The sequence below is a fragment of the Stenotrophomonas sp. UBA7606 genome, assembly GCF_002477705.1.
Lineage (GTDB): Bacteria > Pseudomonadota > Gammaproteobacteria > Xanthomonadales > Xanthomonadaceae > Stenotrophomonas.
Genome location: NZ_DLJW01000106.1, coordinates 96460 through 115803 on the forward strand (window position 1 = coordinate 96460; position 19344 = coordinate 115803).

Consider the following 19344-nt stretch of genomic DNA (forward strand, 5'->3'; position numbering starts at 1 on the left):
GTTCAGGGCCACCAGAACGCCGTCAGGCGGGCAATGCCCGGTTCGATGCCGGCCTCCATCGGCAGCGACAGCACCGCCACCGACGCCGGCGGCATGCCGCGGTAGTCGCCGGACTGGCCGCTGTGCATCAGCGCCACCAGTTGCTCCAACCCGGGGTTGTGGCCCACCACCAGCAAGCGCTCCACTTCGCGGTGCTCGTCCAGCAGGGCAGCCAGGGTGCCCGGGGCGGCCTCGTAGATGCGTTCTTCCAGGCGCTGTTCCACATAGCCGGTGCGTTCCAGCACCGCCTCCAGCGTCTCGCGGGTGCGCCGCGACGGCGAGCACAGCACCCGGTCGGGCACCAGCTTCTGTTCCTGTAACCAACGGCCGGCGGCCTCGGCCTCGGCCAGGCCATGCGGTGAGAGGGGCCGGTCGATATCGGCCTGGCCATTGGCCGCCGGTTCGGCATGGGCATGTCGCAGCAGGATCAATTCACGCATGGTCGGGTAGTACTCCTGTCAGACCTTGTTCAACCACTTGAGCAGCGGCTCCCAGTCCTGCTGGTGCTCGCGTACCTGTGCTGAGTGATAGTCGAACAGGCTGCGCCCAAGCCCGACCATCACCACATAACTCTGGCTGTCGCGCAGCTGCGCGACCACCTCGTACGGCCATTCCGCCAGCATCTGCCGGGCCTGCTGCGAGGTCTGCGTCCATGGCTTGGTGCGGTTGAGCACCAGCCCTACCGGCACGGCGCGCGAATGGACGCGCTTGATCCTGGCCAGGCTGTTGAGGAAGCCGACGATGGCCTCGATGTCCAGCGCCGAGGGCAGCACCGGTACCACCAGCGCATCGGCGATGTCGATGAAACGCTCCAGGTCCTCGCCATAGGCACCGGCCGGGGCATCGACGATGACCTGTTCGGCACCGTCGGGGATGAGCTTCTCCCAGTTCTTCTTGCGGTGCACATCCACCGGCAGCACCGCGCTCTCCAGGCTGGAGCGGCGCTGGGCCCAGCGCGTGCTGGAGCCCTGCGGGTCGGCATCGGCAATCACCGTTGCCTTGCCGGACAAGGCCGAGTGCGCGGCCAGATGGGTGGCGATGGTGGTCTTGCCGACACCACCTTTGGAGCCGGCTACCAGGATCGTCTTCATGCACGCCTCGTTTACGCGGGTCTTGCCCGCAGCGTACACCGCGACGTGTTGCCAAAGGTAGTCATCAGGTGAGGGCGTGACCGGCAGCCCAGCTTTGCTATCGTGTGCGCCCCGGCGATGGAACGACCATGAGCGAACTGCAGGACCTCACCGCGCTGATCCGCGCCAATACCCCGCTGATCGTCATCGAAACGCCGGATGAGGGCCGTATCGTAGAACTGTTCCGGCAGGCGCTGATGCACGTCTGGCGGGCCCTGTACCGGTGGAGCATCACCGAGGGCCTGCGCCGCATCGACATGGACCGCGAGGACGAGGCCTTCGGCCCGCCCGATGCCAGCTCTGCCCTGCGCATGATCCAGGACGCCGAGCAGCGTGGCATCTACCTGCTGCTGGATTTCCACCCCTACCTGGGCTACGCCAGCCACCAGCGGCTGCTGCGTGACATCATCCAGCGCCGCCACAGCCAGCCACACGTGCTGGTGCTGATAGGCACCAAGGTGGAACTGCCGGCCGAGCTGGAAGCCCTGGCCACCCGCTTCAACCCGCGCCTGCCCGATGCCAATGCCCTGCTGAAGATGCTGCGCGAGGAAGCCAGCGCCTACGCCAGCGAGAATGGTGGCCGGCGGGTGGAGGTGGACCAGGAGGCCGTGCAGCAGATCCTGCGCAACCTGCGCGGGCTCAGCCTGACCGATGCCCGCCGCATTGCCCGCCAGCTGATCCATGCCGATGGCGCGCTGAAGGCCGACGACCTGCCACAGCTGGCCAAGCTCAAGTTCGAGCTGCTCAACCGCAGCGGCAACCTGCATTACGAATACGACTCGGCGCGCTTTGCCGACGTGGCCGGGGCCCGCCGGCTCAAGCGCTGGATCGAACAGCGGCGGGCGGTGTTCGTGTCCGGCAACGCCCCTCCCGGGCTGGACCCGCCCAAGGGCATGCTGCTGCTGGGCGTGCAGGGCTGCGGCAAGTCGATGCTGGCCAAGGCCACCGCCGCCGGCTTCGCGGTGCCGTTGCTGCGGCTGGATTTCGGCAGCCTGTACAACAAGTACCACGGCGAAACCGAGAAGAACCTGCGCGAGGCGCTGGCCTCGGCCGAGCAGCTGGCACCCTGCGTGCTGTGGATCGACGAGATCGAAAAGGGCCTGGCCAGCAGCGGCGAGGACGGCGGTGTGTCGCGGCGGATCCTGGGCTACCTGCTGACCTGGATGGCCGAACGCAAGGCGCCGGTATTCATCGTCGCCACCGCCAACCAGGTGCAGGAACTGCCGGCCGAACTGCTGCGCAAGGGCCGCTTCGATGAAATCTTCTTCGTCGATCTGCCCGCGCCGGATGCCCGCGTCGAACTGCTGCAGTTGCACCTCACCCGCCGCCACCTGCAGCCGGAACAGTTCGCCCTGCCTGCGTTGGCCGCAGCCAGTGAGGGTTTTTCCGGCGCCGAGATCGAGCAGGCGGTGGTGGCCGGCCTGTACGCCGCACATGCGGAAGGCAAGCCCCTGGACACCGACCTGCTGATGGCCGAGATCCGCAACACAAGACCGCTGTCGGTACTGATGGCCGAGCAGGTGCAGTCGCTGCGCGATTGGGCGCGCGAGCGCACCGTGCCGGCGGATTGAGCGCCCGCCAAAGATCGATAGCCTACACAGTTCGTAGCCCGGGTAAGCGCAGCGCACCCGGGGAAGCTGACACGTGCGTAGATGGCGAAGCGTGCAAAGCACCAAAACCGCTGGCATCCCTACGCGTGCAGCGCTGCTTGCCACCCGATTTCCCGGGTGCGCTGCGCTTACCCGGGCTACGGGGCTGCAGCAAGCAAGTCTTCTTCATCCGCGATGCAGAAGTTCGCGAACAACACGGTAGTGCCGAGCCATGCTCGGCAGGGGCCTCACCCACGATCCAGAAGCCCCCAGAAGACCAACGGTCCCCCACCCCTGGTAGGCCCGGGTAAGCGCAGCGCACCCGGGGAAGCTGACACGTGCGTAGATGGCCAAACGTGCAAAGCACCAGACCCGCAGGTATCCACACGCGTGCAGCACTGCTTGCCACCCGATTTCCCGGGTGCGCTGCGCTTACCCGGGCTACGGGGCTGCAGCAATCAGGCCTTCTTCATCCGCGATGCAGAAAATTGCAAACAGCGCGGTAGTGCCGAGCCACGCTCGGCAGGGGCTTTCCCGGCCAACGGGACCTCCGCCCCACCCTATCGCCCGACTGGCCCCTTGGCGGAGCGCCTTATTCAATCTTTGGAGATATCGGCTGCCAGTCTGCCGGTGGCTGCAGCGGCATTCCATGTGCCTGCACCAAGCGCTCGATCGCCGGCAGCTCACCCAGCGTCCTCGTCAATTGCATGTATTCGGACAGGGACAGTTTTGACTGCGCCGGTTCGGAGCTGCCAAGCAACGTGCTGCCCGCCATGCTCAACCACTGCAGTTGGCGCCCGCGTGCCTGCCACTGCGCCTTGGATGCGGCGTCGGTCTCCAACCGCTCCAATCGCGCGACGCCGATGGACGCCAGCAACAACGAGCCACTGTTGGCCATGGCCTCCAGTACATGGCGACATTGCGCCATCGTTTCCCCGGCAGGCGCGTCGCAGCGCTTCAAGATCTCGCGCAACGGAAACGGTACGTGGGCTGCCGCAGCGGAAAACTGTTGCTCAACACGATAGCGCTGCACGTCGACCGGCTTGGCGCCTGCGGCCCCCTGCTCCTGGCTTGCGGCGGCCAGGGCAGCCATCGGTTGATCGGCGGTGGCGTCATCAAGCAGCCCGACCAGCGCCATCAAAGGATCCCGGTACTGCGTGGCACGGGCCGCGCGTTGCCACGCCAGCTCGGCCGCACGCGGATCCTGGCGCTTGTTTGCCAACTGCATCAACAGCAGTTGGCTGCCGATGTCATCCACATCCGTGGTTTCCAGCGTGGCACGTGCCTGCTCCACGTCACAGTAATCATCCTGCACACAACGACTGATCGCGGCCTGTGCAATCAATGGATCCCCTGCTCCGGTCCGCACCGCGCGCGCAAACCAGGCCTCTGCTTCGGGCGAATAATCAGACTTGCCCGAGCCAAGGTTCACGCTCAGTGGCGCCAACAACCATGCCGCATACAAGCTGCGGGGACGACCGCTGGCAGCGATGGCGCGCCCCAATTGCGTCCTTTCCTGTGCCCAGGCTTCATATTGCGCGTTCGATGGTTGCCCCGCCGCGACATCCTTCGCGACCTGTTGTGCTGCCGTGGCATCGGTTGCCGCCAACAGCGCCAGACCTGCTGCCAGTATCCAAGACCTGTGCATCCTGCCTCCTGATTTTCCGCGGGGACCGACACCCGGTCCTCACCCCATCCTATCCAGCACCCATACCCAGGCGGGCAATGTCACCAATGACAGCACGATGCCATAGCCCACCATCGCTGCCGCAAGCCGTGGGGCCAAGCGATGTGAAATCGCCAGTGCCGCCGCGGTGATCATAGTCGGCATCGCAGTTTCCAGCACGTTGACCCGCAGCATTTCCCCTTGCAGGCCAAATGCCCAGGACAGCGGCAGGGCGGCGGCCGGCAACACCAGCAATTTGAGCAGCAGCCCCACCCCCAACGGCGCCAGTTCCGCGCGCGACAACCGCAGCTGGATGGTAAGGCCGACGGCCAGCATCACCAACGGCAGCATCGCATCGGCCAGGTTCTTCAGTGCCGATGCAATCCAGCGTGGTGGCTCGGCGGGCATCACCAGCAGGGCGAACACCAGCGCCCATAACGGCGGAAACATCGCGATGCGGCGCAGTATCTGGCCGGCGCTGGGTGGCGTATCACCGCTGTACCTGGCCAACACGTACAGGCCAAAGGTGGACAGCAATACAAAGGTGCCGAACTGGTCGTAGACCACCGCATAAGGCAAGGCATGGTCACCCAGCAATGCACGCACCATCGGGTAGCCGATGAAGCTGGAATTGCACAGCGCCACGCATAGCAGCAACACCGCATGCACCTGGCGCTCGAACTTGAACAGCCGCGTGGCCAGGCTGACCAATGCCAGGGAAAGCAGCATCAGCAGCCAGGGTGTCAGCATGATGCCCAGCAGCGACAGGTCCAACTGCAGGCGAGGCACATAGGTCAGCACCGCTGCCGGCAGGCAGACGTACAACACCACCCTGTTGAGAACGTCGGCGGCGTTGTCGGGAAATACCCGCAGGCGCGCGAACACCATGCCCAGGGCGAGCATGGCCAGAATCAGTGCAAATGCATCAAAGGCCATGTGCCCAGCATGCCCTGCATGGCGATGGCTGCAAACCACGCAACGTCCCGAACACCCCCCGGCTTGCCCGGCGGGCCTCATTAGTTTTGTTTATCAGGGCCACGCCGGTGGGTTGGCAGCCCAGGCCTGCTGGATCTCGGCCAACTGTGCGCGCTCACCATCGTTCCATGCGGGCAACAACTGCGCAAAGTTGGCCGCATCGTTCCATTGTTGCGGCTCGGTGCGCACCGCTGCGGCGTACCAGGCCAAGGCCTCGCCCTTGCGGCCAAGCTTCCACAGTGCCAATGCCAGGGTCTGCGGCAGCCACGACGGATTGCCGCGGGTACCTTCGGCCGCCTTCAGCCACAGGCCCAGGGCAGCCTCAGCGTCGCCCTGGCGGTACAGATCCCAGGCCTGGTTCCAGCGCAGGCTGCGCGCCTGCACCGAGTTTTCCGAAACGCTGGCCAGCGCCTCCTGGTACAGCTTGGCAGCCAATTCAGCACGGCCATCGGCATAGGCGATGCTGGCCAGCTGTGCGGTGGCCTCGGTGCCCTTGCGGCCGCGCTCGCGCAGCTTCATCAGCTGGTCCACGGCATCGGCCTGTTGCGGCGCTACCGCATGGATCGGCTTGGCCGCCACGTCGTCGTCAAAATAGAACTCGTTGATGCCCGGCAGGCTTTGCGCCTGCGCGTTGGAAAACATCAGGCCCGCCAGCACCACAGCGCTGGCAACAATGCGCCTTGTAACCCCCATGACTGCAATCCCCATAAAACAGTTAGCCCCCACCTGGCCCCGATGCTAACCGCTCCGGGCCCTACGCGCGACTGCATGACAGGGTGATGAAACGGCCACTGCTACAATCGCCGGCTGCCACCGGCCCTGCTGGTGGTTACCTGCCGCCAGCCGTTTCCGCAATGGGCCAGCCATGACCAGTACCGCCGAACTTACCTCGCCTGCTTCCGCCAACGATCCGCTGATCGGCGTGCGCGACACCGATTACACGCTCGAGCACAAGTACACGCGCACCGATGGCCGCATCTACCTGAGCGGCGTGCAGGCCCTGGTACGCCTGCCGCTGATGCAGCAGCAGCGCGACCTGGCCGCAGGCTTGAACACCGGCGGCTTCGTCAGTGGCTACCGCGGCTCGCCGCTGGGCGGCTTCGACCTGGAGCTGTGGCGCGCGCGCAAGCACCTGGAAGCGGCCAAGGTGAAGTTCGTGCCCGGCCTCAACGAGGACCTGGGCGCCACCATGGTGTGGGGTACGCAGCAGACCAACCTGTTCCCCGGTGCCAACGTCGATGGCGTGTTCGGCATGTGGTACGGCAAGGGCCCGGGCGTGGACCGCTGCGGTGACGTGTTCAAGCACGCCAATGCCGCCGGCGCCTCCAAGCATGGTGGCGTACTGGCGCTGGCCGCCGACGACCATGCCTGCCGCAGCTCCACCCTGCCCCATGGCAGCGAAGAAGAGTTTGTCAGCGCGATGATGCCGGTGCTGAACCCGGCCGGCGTGCAGGACATCCTCGACATGGGCCTGGTTGGCTGGGCGATGAGCCGCTACACCGGCCGCTGGATCGGCTTCAAGACCATTGCCGAGACGGTGGAGTCCTCGGCCTCGGTGGACGTCAACCCGTTCGCCCGCCAGATCATCCTGCCGGAAGATTTCGACATGCCGGCCGCCGGCCTCAACATCCGCTGGCCGGACCCGCCGCTGGAGCAGGAAATGCGCCTGCACCGTTATGCGGTGAAGGCGGCGCAGGCGTTTGCCCGCGCCAACGGCATCGACAAGGTGGTGATGGATTCGCCGCAGGCGCGGCTGGGCATCGTCACCACCGGCAAGAGCTACCTGGACGTACTGCAGGCGCTGGAATACCTGGGCCTGGACGAGAAGGCCTGCGCCGACATCGGCATCCGCGTCTACAAGGTGGGCATGACCTGGCCGCTGGAGCCGCAGGGCATCGGTGCCTTCGCCCGCGGCCTGCAAGACATCGTCGTGGTGGAGGAAAAGAAGGCCTTCATCGAGCGGCAGATGAAGGAATACTTCTACAACTGGCCGGCCAACTGGGGCGCGCGCCCGTCCATCGTCGGCAAGTACGACGAGCAGGGCGAGTGGATCCTGCCGTCCACCGGCGAGCTGACCCCGGCCACCATTGCCGGCGTGATCGGCCGCCGCATCCAGCGTTTCTTCAATACCGAATCCATCGAAGAACGCCTGCGCTGGATGGACGTCAAGGAAGCCGAAATGGCCTTGCCGCGCGCACAGTTCCCGCGCGTGCCGCACTACTGCTCCGGCTGCCCGCACAACACCTCCACCAAGGTGCCGGAAGGCTCGCGTGCGCTGGCCGGCATCGGCTGCCATTACATGGTGACGTGGATGGACCGCGCCACCGACACCTTCACCCACATGGGCGGCGAAGGCGTCACCTGGGCTGGGCAAGCCGCGTTCACCGACACCGAGCACGTGTTCCAGAACCTCGGCGACGGCACCTACTTCCACAGCGGCTCGCTGGCGATCCGCCAGGCCATCGCCGCTGGCGTCAACATCACCTACAAGATCCTCTACAACGACGCGGTGGCGATGACCGGCGGCCAGCCGGTGGACGGCACCCTGACCGTGCCGCAGATCGCCCACCAGATGCGCTCGGAAGGCGTGCACACCATCGTGCTGCTGTCCGACGACATCCAGAAGTGGAAGTCGCGCCGCCACGAGTTCCCCAGCGATGTGGAGTTCCACGACCGCGCCGAGCTCGACGCCGTGCAGCATCAGCTGCGCACGGTGAAGGGCACCAGCATCCTGATCTACGAACAGACCTGCGCCACCGAGAAGCGCCGCCGCCGCAAGCGCGGCAAGATCGTCGACCCGGCCAAGCGCACCATGATCAACTCGCTGGTCTGCGAAGGCTGCGGTGACTGCGGCGAGAAGAGCTTCTGCGTGTCGGTGCTGCCGAAGGAAACCGAGTTCGGGCGCAAGCGCGACATCGACCAGTCCAACTGCAACAAGGATTTCTCCTGCACCACCGGCTTCTGCCCCAGCTTCGTCACCGTGCACGGCGGCCAGCTGCGCAAGGGCAGCAAGAGCAAGGCCGCCAGCCTGCTCGACAACCTGCCGGCGCCGACCTTCCGCACTGACTTCTCGCAGCCCTGGAACATCCTGATCACCGGCGTCGGCGGCACCGGCGTGGTGACCATCGGCGCACTGCTCGGCATGGCCGGCCACCTCGAAGGCAAGGGTGCCAGCGTGCTCGACCAGACCGGTCTGGCGCAGAAGGGCGGCGCAGTCACCACCCATATCCGCCTGGCCAACAGCCCGGCCGACATCCACGCCGTGCGCATCGCCGCCGGTGAAGCCGACCTGGTGCTGGGCTGCGACATGGTGGTGGTCAACGACTACTGGGCGCTGTCCAAGGTGCGCGGCGAGCGCTCGCAGGTGGTGTTGAACACCTACGAAGCGATGCCCGGCACCTTCACCACCCACCCGGACATGCAGTTCCCGGCCGCCGACATCATTGCCGGGGTGAAGCTGGCACTGGGCGGACGCGACCCGATCCTGCTCGACGCCACCCAGCTGGCCACCGCCCTGCTCGGCGACGCCATTGCCTCCAACCTGTTCATCCTCGGCTTCGCCTGGCAGCAGGGCCTGGTGCCGCTGTCGCTGGAATCGCTGATGCGCGCAGTGGAGCTCAACGGCGCCGCCGTGGCCATGAACCAGACCGCGTTCGCTTGGGGTCGCCTGGCCGCGATCGATCCGCAGGCCGTGCAGCAGGCCGCAGGCCTCATCCACAACGCGCCCACCGATGCCGAGCGCAAGCCGGCCGCGCTGCGCGAACTGCCGCCAGGTGAATGGGAAGGCAGCGAAGCCGGCGCACCGTCGGCACCGCGCAACCCGGACAACGAACCGGACGTGCGTGGCCTGCCCGCCGCCAGCCAGACCAGCGGCGAAGCCACCTACGCCTCGCTGGATGACGCCCACCTGTCACGTTCGCTGGACGAGCTGATCGCCCGCCGCAGCAGCTTCCTCACCGACTACCAGGACGCCGCCTACGCCAAGCGCTACCGCGCCCTAGTGGATGCAGTGCGCAGCGCCGAGCAGCAGGCCATCCCGGGCAGCACCGCGTTGAGCGAAGCCACCGCCCGCTACTTCTTCAAGCTGATGGCCTACAAGGACGAATACGAAGTGGCCCGCCTGTACACCAGCGGCGACTTCATCAAGCGCGTGAGCGAGCAGTTCGAGGGCGACTACCAGGTACGTTTCCACCTGGCCCCGCCGCTGTTCGCCAAGCGCGACGAGCAGGGCCAGCTGCAGAAGAAGGAATACGGCCCATGGATGTTCAAGGCCTTCGGCCTGCTGGCCAAGCTCAAGGGCCTGCGCGGCGGCCGCTTCGACGTGTTCGGCTACACCGAGGAACGCCGCAGCGAGCGCCAGCTGATCAGTGACTACGAAAAGACCCTGCAGGAACTGATCAGTGGGCTGGATGCACGCCGGCTGGCACTGGCGGTGGATATCGCCAGCATCCCAGAGCACATCCGCGGCTACGGCCACGTCAAGGAAGCACACCTGCACGAAGCCAAGGCGCGCGAGGCGACGCTGCTGGCAACTTGGCGCAACCCGAAAGCGCTGCATATCGTGCAGACGGGCTGAGCAGGCAACGGATAGGTTGCTTATGCGCAATGCAACTCTTTGGTTGCATTGCGCGGGCTGAGCTTCAGCGCCAACGTTGAAGCTCAGCCCGTTACCGACTGAAGCGGCGTCAGTGGATCTCGAAATTCATGGACACCAGGGAAGGCCGAGCTTGCCCGCCTACCTGTGCCGGCGTCCATTGAACGGAAAGAATCACCTGCTTCTCCTGTTCGGTCAGCCCCATTCGCGACGGATAGGAAACCATGGCGTCCTGCGGCTTGCCGGTTTCGTCCAGGACAACCACGACGCAGGTCAGGCTGCTGCCGGAGCGCATCCAGATGCCGCGCGGGAACTGGGGCAGCTTCTCTACCGGCTTCGGTTCCACATCCGCGGTTTTTCCAATCACGTGATCGGGAAGCAGCTTCTGGATTTCGGCCAGGAGCGGGGCTTTTTCGCAGGAGCGGATGGGACGGTCGCGGGCTAGAGCGCTGTTTGCAGCTAGAAGCGTCACTGCGAAGACTATGATCTTGAGCATGTATTCCAACCTTCCGATGGTTTGGGATCAGCTGAACCACTTGGGAGCTGATTCCGAAACCGCACGGATTCTGCTCAATGCTCGCTAACAGCTAGAAGCCGACCGTTCAACGCCTGAACTCAGCCGGCCGCGGAGCGGCGTCGGCCTGAAAAATTTGCCAAGCAAGAACATCAGCCCTAGTTATCAAAATCGGAGCTTGTTTCCCGTTACGAATCTTCTCTTCTGCAATTCGTTCGAATGCGGACCGATTTGATGTGAACTGATCCTGCGCAGTACCTAGTGCATCACTTGGATTAATGTCTTGCAGGGCTTCAGTGGAGACTTTACAGACGACAATGGAACCGTCCACAATCGCCTCAAAGTTAATTCCGAACGTTGCTGGATCTAGTGCATATTTGCCGCTGAACGATATCTGCATTTTTCTCTCCACAATAAACGCCTGATTACCTAATAACGAGGCCCCGGGGGCTGGCTGTGCGATTTAAATGTGGCGCTCCATATGGCGCTTGACATTATAAACGTGCACCAGTACCACCGAGAACACGCCTAGAAGCGAAGTGGGGCCCGATTAAATGAATTGTTCGCCATCCTAGTAACGCTCTGGCATTGGGTGATTTTTGATGTCGTTGATAGCTTCGAGAAGCTTGATCGTAGCATCGCCATCAAGGCTCTCCCCAACGTAACGAACCTCGAATAGTCCCTGTAGATTGGATGGGAGCCTAACCCCATCCCTAACCAGTAGGATAAAGCGACGACCGTACAAGGCCATCGCTGCGCCAATCTCTATTAGCACGTTCGGATTGACAATCACCTGTTCCTTGGCCTCTCGGTCAATCAATGTTTGTTCTGCGTCCACATGTATGATCGCGGAACTGCAAGAGCGCATGTCATTCATTACCTTATCGGGGACGGGCTGCGAGATAGACGTTTTCTCAACAGAAACCACCGGCTCTAGCTCTCCAAAGCCGAGTAGCTTTTTGATCGGCTCAATAAGGCTCTTGTTCTTGCCGTGGGTGATGAATACACGCCGATTCTGGGCTTGAGATTGTGGCTGGCGCTGAAGGGATGCCTGTCGGTTCAACGCAAGCTCTTGCCCTTCATCCTCTTCAGCACGACCATCGGCTAGATCCTCTGCAGGATCCGTTCCATCGTCTAACAAATGTTGTTCGGCCGTCTTATCCGGAGGACTAACACCCGCGAGGTCGACGTATTTCTTGCCCTTAATATCTCGAAGCAGTCCCGCTCCGGTAGCCCCCTGAAGAATGAAATCCAAGACCTCTTGGGTACGTTCAGTAGGAACACCCATTTCGAGAAGCACGTTGATTGCAATGTCGGAGCGAGGCAGCGGAGCACTGTTGTACTTCTGAAGAAACTCCCCGATCACACGCGGGCGAAGCAGTGCTTCGCGCATCGCGACAACATCATCCCCTTCTTCTGTCGGGCGGACAACACGCATTCCTAGCGGTGTGATTGCGATCTCGGGGGCTTGAGGCCCCCCGGACGTAAGGCCATATGCAAGTGCCGCTCCGCAAAGCAAGCGGAAGCGGCCTGCGTTGGGCTGCATATCGAGGGCGGCCGCAGTATTGAGAGGGCTGGTTGGTTTCGCAGCGTAGTTTTCTGCGATTGCTTGCGGCACGCGCAGCGCGTCTTCAAGGGTGCAGCCTGGTACGTCAGATGGGGAGAGATAGGCCCGTTTGAGAGTGGAAGCTTTAGTGGCTTTAGTGGCTTTAGTGGCCTTGGTAGCCTTGGTAGCTTTGGTAGCTTTGGTAGCTTTGGTAGCTTTGGTAGCCTTGGCAGGCTCGGTGGTTCTGGCGGAAGATTTCTTTGCTTTTTTTGCTGCCACAATTCTCTCCTGTAAGTACTTGACTGCTTATTTGACAGCCCCTAGGCCCGGCAAAATAACTTACCCGCTGAGCACAGTAGGCAGGCTCTACTTTTTATACAGCTCGATCTTAGGGGGGCTATGTCCAGCTAACAAGTCGGCGTCTCACCGAACTAAGAGATAAGATTGGAGACCTCGCTATACTTCAATCGGCCGACATGCGGTTGTCTGCTTTGGATCGGAACCGACCCCTAGCCCCAGTAAAGACCTCCCCCCCTGCGCTGCTAAAGGTTTATTCTCAACCAGAAGCGTCTTTCTGCTGCCGCCAATCAGGCCGGGACGCAGCGGCAACGGAACACCGACATTTTCAATTGCCACGGCGCTTGAGCGAGTAAGCGTAATATATGTTCTAGCGATCCTGCTGATTGGCCAGTATTCCTTAGAGTTGACTTAGCTGAAGCAGGCGTTCGCATCAGGGTAATCATTGAAGCTGAAGTCGATCTTCTGGATGGTCAAACCACTCACCCTTAATGTTGGACTGTATGTCCCCGACGATTTGAGAATTGTCGTTGGCACAAGCGTGCCGGGGCGCCGCCTTGGCGGGCATCCCTCCGTTTACGCAGGCTAGCACTTCATCCTCCGTGATCGGCCTAGATGCGTATACTGTCGGGGATAGCAGGATCAAAATGAGCAGTACGAGTTTCCTCATGACACCAACCTCTGGAACTGGCCAACTCGCACAGCGGTCCGGCTTGAAAGAACTTTGAAGTGAAAAACTGCACCATCCGCTGACATGAGTACCCTATCGCGCTCTGTGAGAGAAGCGAAAGAAACAGGAGTCGGAAACCGGGTTCAGGGTACGATAAGCCTCCGGCTGCCCGCTATCGGCCAGCGGCGTATAGGTGTGCTTTCCACCATCTAGCAGATGCAGCTGCGATTTACCATATCTCCATCCCGGCAGCTCACGGGCGCCAGACGCACCTTTCCGTGAAAGCTCTTATCACCGGTAGTTCAGGCCGGATTGGCCGCGCAATCTACAACGCGATTGCCGCAAACCATGAGGTCATTGGCCTCGATCGCTCCCCTTTCTCCTGCTCGTCGCTCATTGGTGACTTCACCGATGCCCGGCTGCTGCATCAAGCATTGCAGGGCGTCGATGTGGTCTTCCACACCGCTTCATACCACGCGCCGCACGTCGGTCTTGTATCTGATCGCGAGTTCGAGCGGGTCAATGTGGCGGGTGTGCAGCAGTTGCTGGAGGCTGCGCAGCAGGCGGGGGTGAAGCAGGTGGTCTATACCAGTACCACCGCACTGTATGGCGATGCTGTCGCCGGGCAGGGTTGCACCTGGATCGACGAATCCGTGACGCCGCAGCCCAAGACGGTGTACCACCGCACCAAGCTGGAAGCCGAGCAGATTCTGGCGGACTGGTCCGGTGCAGGGCTGACACGCAGCGTCATCCGTATGTCGCGTTGCTTCCCGCAGCCTGCGGATCAGATGTCGGTGCTGCGCCTGCATCGCGGTATTGATGTCCGCGATGTTGCTGATGCGCATGTGGCCGCGTTGGCGCTGCCAGCGGGTTCCTTCAATCGATTCGTCGTCAGCGGCTCTACGCCGTTCCAGCGCGAGGATCTTGAGCAGTTGGGGCGCGATGCGGCCGAAGTCCTGCGGCAGCGCTGCCCTGCGCTGGTTGCCGAACATGAGCGACGTGGTTGGCCGCTGCCTTCTGTCATTGACCGGGTTTACGACAACGCCGCTATCCGGCAGGCCTTGGGTTGGGAGCCTGCGTTCGGCTTTGGCGAGGTATTGGCGCAGGTGGATCGGCGCAGCCTGGAAGTGCTGCCGTATACGCGGGACTTTGTTGACCGGACAGTCGATTGATCCGCCGCGATGTCGTTTCGATTGAGGTCGCTTGCTTCGCGGCTTACGCCGCTCCTGCGAGCAGAGGCGCTATTTCAACTGCGAGGGTGATGTGCCGTATTGGCGCTTGAACGCGGCGCTGAAGCTGCTGGTATGGGCGTAGCCGGCGATATCAGCGGCTACTTCCACCGGCACACGCTGTTTTAGCAGTGCTTGTCGCGCACGCTCCAATCGCAGCGTGCGCAGGTAGGCGGCGATGCTGCTGCCGTGTTGCTGCTGGAAGCCGCGCTGCAGGTCCACCGCATTGGTGCCCAGCTGCCGCGCCATCTGGTTGATGCTGAGGCTGTCGGCCGCGCCGCTGTGCAGCCATTGCTGCAGGCGTTTCACGCAGCGCTGCAGGTGCGCGCCAAGCGCGCGCTCGCCCTGCTCTGCTGCCAGGCCCTGCACTACGCCTGCCGCCAGTTCCAGGGCAAAGCTTTCCTGCTGCAAACGGCGCAGCAACGCTGGGCTGGAGGAATCGGTTTCAAACAAGCCCGCCGCTCGCTGCAGCAGCGCTGCCGAGGGCTGCCAACGCTGGTTGCGGGCGTGGCTGCGGCGCAGGCGGGCGATGCCCGGCGTGGCGACGGCGTCGAGCTGCTGGGCCAGCCAGTCGTCGCTGAAGTGCAGGCTGACCTTGGTTTCCTGGCGGCCGGCCTGCCAGTGGCGCAGGAATTGGTCGTCCTCGCGCAGGTGGATCAGCATCGCCGGGTTGCGGTTGTGGCGGCTGTCCAGGCGCAGGCGTTCGTCGCCGATGGCCACGTCGGCCTCGCCCTGCAGCAGGAAGCTGGCGGTCAGGCCCGCCGGCAGACGGTTGTGGCTGCAGCCGCCCACCATGTCGCGGCTACGGCTGAGGTACAGCACCAGGCCGGCGTCCAGCGCCTGCACCTGCTGCCAGCCGGCCAGCACCGGCATGGCGTCGGGCAGGCCGGACGCGAAGTCCACCTGGCCGCCCAAGGCGTGGGCTGCGTCCATCAGTTCGGCGCAGGTGTAGACCTGCATGCGGGATACCCACGAATGTCGTCGTGACTAAATTTTCCTTCGCCGCGCCTAAACTTTCAATGGTATTGATAACTATTCTTATTTGAGAGGCGGCGTATGGCTGCCTCTGCCCCGTATTCAGCGAAGGTCAGTGGCAATGGGTTTGACGATCAAGCAGGCGGCCGTGGTCCGCGCCGTCTTCCACGATGCGGTCAGTGCGGACGAGATCCGCTACTGGCTGCAGCGCGTTGAAGCGTTGATCGTGGCGGGCACGCCGTTCTACTTCATTGCCAGCACGGTGCCCGGCGCCAGCTTCAGTGACGATTACCGCGCCATCCAGGCGGTCTGGTACAAGCAGCACAAACCCGCCTTCCGCGTTTACTGCAAGGGGCTGGTGCGCGTTGCCAGCAGCGCGGCCGAGCAGCAGCGGCTGGATACGCCGGCCCTGCATGCGGCCTGGGGCGTGCCCTATTACGTCACCACCGATGCTGCCGACGGCATGCGCTGGGTCGGCCAGCAGCTGGAGCAGGCCGATGCGCACTGAGCGCGCTGCCGCCTCCGGGTTGGGCCTGGCAGTGATCGTGGTGCTGTACATGGCCCACGCGCTGCCGCTGTATTTCTACAACGTGGCGGTGCCGGCCATCCTGCGCAGCCAGGGCGTGGACCTGCGCTGGATCGGCATGTTGTCGCTGCTGTACCTGCCGTGGGCGTTCAAGTTCCTGTGGGCGCCGCTGGTGGACCGCTGGCATCTGCCAGCCCTTGGACGTCGGCGCAGTTGGTTGTGGCTCACCCAGTCGTTGTTGCTGGTCGGCATCCTGGTATTGGCCTTCACCGGCCTGGACCATGGCCTGACCGTATTCGTGCTGGTTGGTATGTGGATCTCCACCATTGCCGCCACCCAGGACATCGCCATCGATGGCTATACGGTGGAAGCGTTGGCACCGGCCGAGCACCGGCTGGGCAGCATGGCGCAGAGCGTGGGCGTGGCGCTCGGCAGCATGGTCGGCGGCGCCGGCGTGCTGTGGCTGTACGAAACCCGCGGTTGGAATGTGGCCCTGCTGAGTCTGGCGGCGATGAGCGCCTTGACCCTGTTTGCCGTGCAGCAGATCAACGAAGTGCCGCGACCGGCGGCCAGCCAGCGGCCGAGTGTGCTGCGTGCACTGCGCCGGCCCGAGCTGCGCTGGGCACTGCTGCTGATCGTGCTGTATCGCATGGTGGAAGCACCGGCGATGGCGATGGTCAATCCGCTGCTGGTCGACCAGCAGTGGAGCCTGACCGAGATCGGCCTGCTGATCTCGGTGGGCGGCGCCGGTGTTGGCATGCTGGCTGCGGTGGGCGCGGCGTGGCTGCTCAAGCAACGCAGCGCCGAACAGTTGCTGATGCACGCCGGTTGGTGGCGCACGCTGCTGTATGTACTGCTGGCGGCCTTGCTGTACAGCGGTGTGCTTGCCTCATCGCAGTTTGGGCTGGGCGCGCTGGTGATTGCCCTGCTTGCCCTGCGCTATGTGGCGATGACCAGTCTGTATGCCTTGTTCATGCGGATCAGCTCACGCGAGCAGGCCGGTACCGATTTCACCTTGCTGGTGTGCTTTGAGCTGCTGATCTTCTTCATCGGTGGCGCGCTGTCCGGCTTCCTCGCCAAGGGCCTGGGCTACACCGCGTATTACGTGGCGCTGGCAATTGTCTCCGCGCTTGGCTTGCTGTTGTGCCAGCCCCTGCTGCGCCGCTTCGCGCTCTCCCCTTCTTCTCCCTGATACGTTCCGAGGACACCATGCGGCATACCGCAGCAACGCTCCCGCTCGCCCTGCTGAGCCTGGCCATCAGTGGCCAGCTGGCAGCACAGGCCAACACCACCAGCGGCACCCGCCAGCTGGATGCCGTCAGCGTCACCGCCGTGCGCGGCGCGCGCAGCGTGGCCGAGATCGCCGGCACCGTGTACGCCATCGAGCGCGAGCAGATCGCCCAGCAGACCGCGGCCGGTCGCAGCACCGTCGACATCCTCGGCCAGCTGGTGCCGTCGCTGGCACCGGCCAGCGGCACCACCAGCAACTACGGCATGACCATGCGTGGCCGCAGCGTGCAGGTGATGATCGATGGCGTGCCGCTGACTGGCGCACGCGATGGCTCGCGCCAGCTCAACAGCATCTCGCCGACGATGATCGAGCGCATCGAGGTGATCTCCGGTGCCACCGCGCTGTACGGCGCCGGTGCCAGCGGCGGCATCATCAACATCATCACCCTGCAGCCAGGCGATGCACCGGTGCAGCTGGCCAGCCAGCTCGGCCTGCGCACCCCCTCGGATGTATCCAGCGACAACTTGGCCTGGAATGCCGCGCAGACCATGACCGTGCGCGGTGACAGCTTCAGCGGCGCCTTTGGTATCGCCTATGGCCGCCAGGGCGCATCGCTGGACGCGCATGGCCGCCGCATCGGCCCGGAGATCGCCCAGACCGACCGCCAGGACACCGAGACCAAGGAACTCAACGCGCGCCTGGAGTGGGCGCTTGCGCCGGCACAGCAGCTCAGCGTGGGCCTGCGTTGGTATGACGACCAGCAGGACAGCGACTACGGCCCGGACTACGGCCCGCGCCTGGCGGTGCTGTTCAACCCCGCCTACCAGCCCAGCCATAACGCCGTCGATGGCCTGCAGTTGAACGCCCAGCCGCGTACCCGCCACCAGGGCGTCAATGCGCAATACCGCAACCGCGATGTGTTCGGCGGTCAGGAGCTGAGCGTGGAAGCCTATTACCGCAATGAGCAGGGCCGCTGGTTCCCGTCGGTATCGACGCTGGTGCATCCGGCGCTGCCCGGTGGCTATACCTATGTGGCCATGCAGTCCAACACCGACATCGACGTCTGGGGCCTGCGCAGCGCCCTGCACAAGGGTTTTGATATCGGCGGACGCAGCCTGCAGCTGTCCTACGGTGTGGACCATGAGCGCGAAGAGGACAGCCAACGTGGCCAAATGTATGACATCAATCGTTTCATCGCCAGCAACGGCCTGAACTACGTGCCGACCGCGCAGTACGCGATGGGCCCGGATGTGCGCGTGGACACCACCGGCCTGTTCCTGCAGGCCGATCACGCGCTGAGCGAGCGCTTCAGCGTGCAGGCCGGCGTGCGCCATCAGATCCTGCGCAACAAGGTGGAGGATTCGCTGCCGTATACCGAGGCGATCACTGCCGACGCGGTGGCCGGCTATCAGCCGAAGCTGCTGGCCGGCGGCCGCGTGCGCCATTCGCAGACGCTGTTCAATGCTGGCGTGGTCTACAAGTTCAGCGATGCGCAGCAGTTGTTCGCCAACTTCTCGCAGGGTTTCAGCCTGCCCGATACGCAGCGCATGCTGCGCGACGTGCCAGCCAACTTCGTCATCGACAGCCGCAACATCGGGCCGATCAAGGTGGACAACTACGAGCTGGGCTGGCGTTTGAACAACACGCAGCTGCAGAGTGCGGTGACCGCGTTCTACAACCGCTCGGACAAGACCGTGCAGTTCAACCGTGACTACAGCGTGTCGGTCGCCGACACCGATGAGCGCGTGTATGGCGTGGAAGCCAACCTGCGCTATACGCCTACCGCGCAGCTGGAACTGGGTGCCAGCGTGGCCAGCACCCGCGGCCAGTACCGTGATGCCGCCGGCCAGTGGCGCGAGCTCAATGCGTTCCGTGTCTCGCCGTTGAAGGCGGGTGTGCATGGGCAGTGGCGCTTTGCCAACGATAGTCTGCTGCGTCTGCAGGGGCAGGCCGTGGGTGGCACGGATGATGCGTGGCGCGATGCACAGGTGGCGGCGGTAAGCCCGACGATCCGCGCGACGCCGGCGGCGAAAATCCGTGGCTATGCGGTGTTCGATCTGATTGGCGAGCTGCCGCTGGCCGGTGGGCGTTTCAGTGTGGGTGTCTACAACCTGGCTGATCGTGACTACATGACGGTGTACGGGCAGCAGGCGGAAGCGACCTACGGCAAGTTGTCGAGCGTGCCGGCACAGGGAAGGACGTTTGGGGTTGGGTATCGGGTGGAGTACTGAGGCCTCAACGTATTCGGAATGCTAGAGGCGCAAGAAGCCCCTCTCCCGCCTGCGGGAGAGGGGTTGGGGTGAGGGGAAGCTTCTAGCGAGCAGACCCAACGCTTTAAAAGCTTCCCCTCATCCGCCCCTTCG

The 19344-nt window shown here is 63.7% G+C and carries 15 protein-coding genes; 6 read left to right on the forward strand and 9 right to left on the reverse strand.

What is annotated here, in order from left to right:
* Nucleotides 1-2: 2 nt before the first annotated feature.
* Nucleotides 3-479, reverse strand: a complete 477-nt coding sequence (locus B2527_RS13210; protein ID WP_293714208.1) for a SixA phosphatase family protein — start codon at nucleotides 477-479, stop codon at nucleotides 3-5.
* An 18-nt stretch (nucleotides 480-497) separates the two neighbouring features.
* Nucleotides 498-1130 (reverse strand): ParA family protein, encoded by a 633-nt coding sequence (locus B2527_RS13215; RefSeq protein WP_293714210.1) that lies wholly within the window; start codon nucleotides 1128-1130, stop codon nucleotides 498-500.
* Between the two features lie 128 nt (nucleotides 1131-1258).
* Between B2527_RS13215 and B2527_RS13220 the strand changes: the two genes are divergently transcribed.
* Nucleotides 1259-2740: an AAA family ATPase gene (locus B2527_RS13220; RefSeq protein WP_293714212.1), complete on the forward strand. Its 1482-nt coding sequence runs from the start codon at nucleotides 1259-1261 to the stop codon at nucleotides 2738-2740.
* Between the two features lie 610 nt (nucleotides 2741-3350).
* On the opposite strand, the gene B2527_RS13225 is transcribed toward B2527_RS13220, so the two are convergent.
* The 3 genes from B2527_RS13225 to B2527_RS13235 form a co-directional block, all read right to left on the reverse strand.
* A complete protein-coding gene (locus tag B2527_RS13225) occupies nucleotides 3351-4406 on the reverse strand; it encodes a hypothetical protein (RefSeq protein WP_293714214.1) in 1056 nt (351 codons plus the stop codon).
* Between the two features lie 39 nt (nucleotides 4407-4445).
* Nucleotides 4446-5360, reverse strand: coding sequence for an AEC family transporter (locus tag B2527_RS13230; RefSeq protein ID WP_293714216.1), 915 nt, complete (start codon nucleotides 5358-5360; stop codon nucleotides 4446-4448).
* A gap of 93 nt (nucleotides 5361-5453) precedes the next feature.
* Nucleotides 5454-6092, reverse strand: coding sequence for a tetratricopeptide repeat protein (locus B2527_RS13235; protein WP_293714218.1), 639 nt, complete (start codon nucleotides 6090-6092; stop codon nucleotides 5454-5456).
* A 172-nt stretch (nucleotides 6093-6264) separates the two neighbouring features.
* Between B2527_RS13235 and B2527_RS13240 the strand changes: the two genes are divergently transcribed.
* Nucleotides 6265-9975: an indolepyruvate ferredoxin oxidoreductase family protein gene (locus tag B2527_RS13240; protein WP_293714220.1), complete on the forward strand. Its 3711-nt coding sequence runs from the start codon at nucleotides 6265-6267 to the stop codon at nucleotides 9973-9975.
* 109 nt (nucleotides 9976-10084) lie between these two features.
* On the opposite strand, the gene B2527_RS13245 is transcribed toward B2527_RS13240, so the two are convergent.
* The 3 genes from B2527_RS13245 to B2527_RS13255 all read right to left on the reverse strand — a co-directional run bounded on the left by B2527_RS13245 (nucleotide 10085) and on the right by B2527_RS13255 (nucleotide 12332).
* Nucleotides 10085-10489, reverse strand: coding sequence for a hypothetical protein (locus B2527_RS13245; protein WP_293714222.1), 405 nt, complete (start codon nucleotides 10487-10489; stop codon nucleotides 10085-10087).
* 106 nt (nucleotides 10490-10595) lie between these two features.
* Nucleotides 10596-10907: a DUF1488 family protein gene (locus tag B2527_RS13250; RefSeq protein ID WP_293714224.1), complete on the reverse strand. Its 312-nt coding sequence runs from the start codon at nucleotides 10905-10907 to the stop codon at nucleotides 10596-10598.
* Nucleotides 10908-11078: 171 nt separating this feature from the next.
* Nucleotides 11079-12332: a TIR domain-containing protein gene (locus B2527_RS13255; protein ID WP_293714226.1), complete on the reverse strand. Its 1254-nt coding sequence runs from the start codon at nucleotides 12330-12332 to the stop codon at nucleotides 11079-11081.
* Nucleotides 12333-13298: 966 nt separating this feature from the next.
* Between B2527_RS13255 and B2527_RS13260 the strand changes: the two genes are divergently transcribed.
* The gene (locus tag B2527_RS13260; RefSeq protein WP_293714228.1) at nucleotides 13299-14192 is read left to right on the forward strand and encodes an NAD-dependent epimerase/dehydratase family protein; all 894 of its coding nucleotides are present in this window, start codon (nucleotides 13299-13301) and stop codon (nucleotides 14190-14192) included.
* A 69-nt stretch (nucleotides 14193-14261) separates the two neighbouring features.
* Here B2527_RS13260 and B2527_RS13265 read toward each other — a convergent pair whose 3' ends face one another.
* Entirely contained in the window at nucleotides 14262-15209 is a 948-nt protein-coding gene (locus B2527_RS13265) for a helix-turn-helix transcriptional regulator (protein WP_293714230.1), read from the reverse strand.
* Nucleotides 15210-15345: 136 nt separating this feature from the next.
* Between B2527_RS13265 and B2527_RS13270 the strand changes: the two genes are divergently transcribed.
* Genes B2527_RS13270 through B2527_RS13280 form a run of 3 tightly spaced genes read left to right on the forward strand, consistent with a single transcriptional unit; the run spans nucleotide 15346 to nucleotide 19212 of the window.
* On the forward strand, nucleotides 15346-15732 hold the full coding sequence (locus B2527_RS13270; RefSeq protein ID WP_293714231.1) for a hypothetical protein: 387 nt from the start codon (nucleotides 15346-15348) through the stop codon (nucleotides 15730-15732).
* Nucleotides 15722-16942, forward strand: a complete 1221-nt coding sequence (locus B2527_RS13275) for an MFS transporter (RefSeq protein ID WP_293714233.1) — start codon at nucleotides 15722-15724, stop codon at nucleotides 16940-16942. The genes B2527_RS13270 and B2527_RS13275 overlap by 11 nt, the downstream gene beginning before the upstream one ends.
* A gap of 17 nt (nucleotides 16943-16959) precedes the next feature.
* Nucleotides 16960-19212, forward strand: a complete 2253-nt coding sequence (locus tag B2527_RS13280; RefSeq protein ID WP_293714235.1) for a TonB-dependent receptor — start codon at nucleotides 16960-16962, stop codon at nucleotides 19210-19212.
* Nucleotides 19213-19344: the final 132 nt, after the last annotated feature.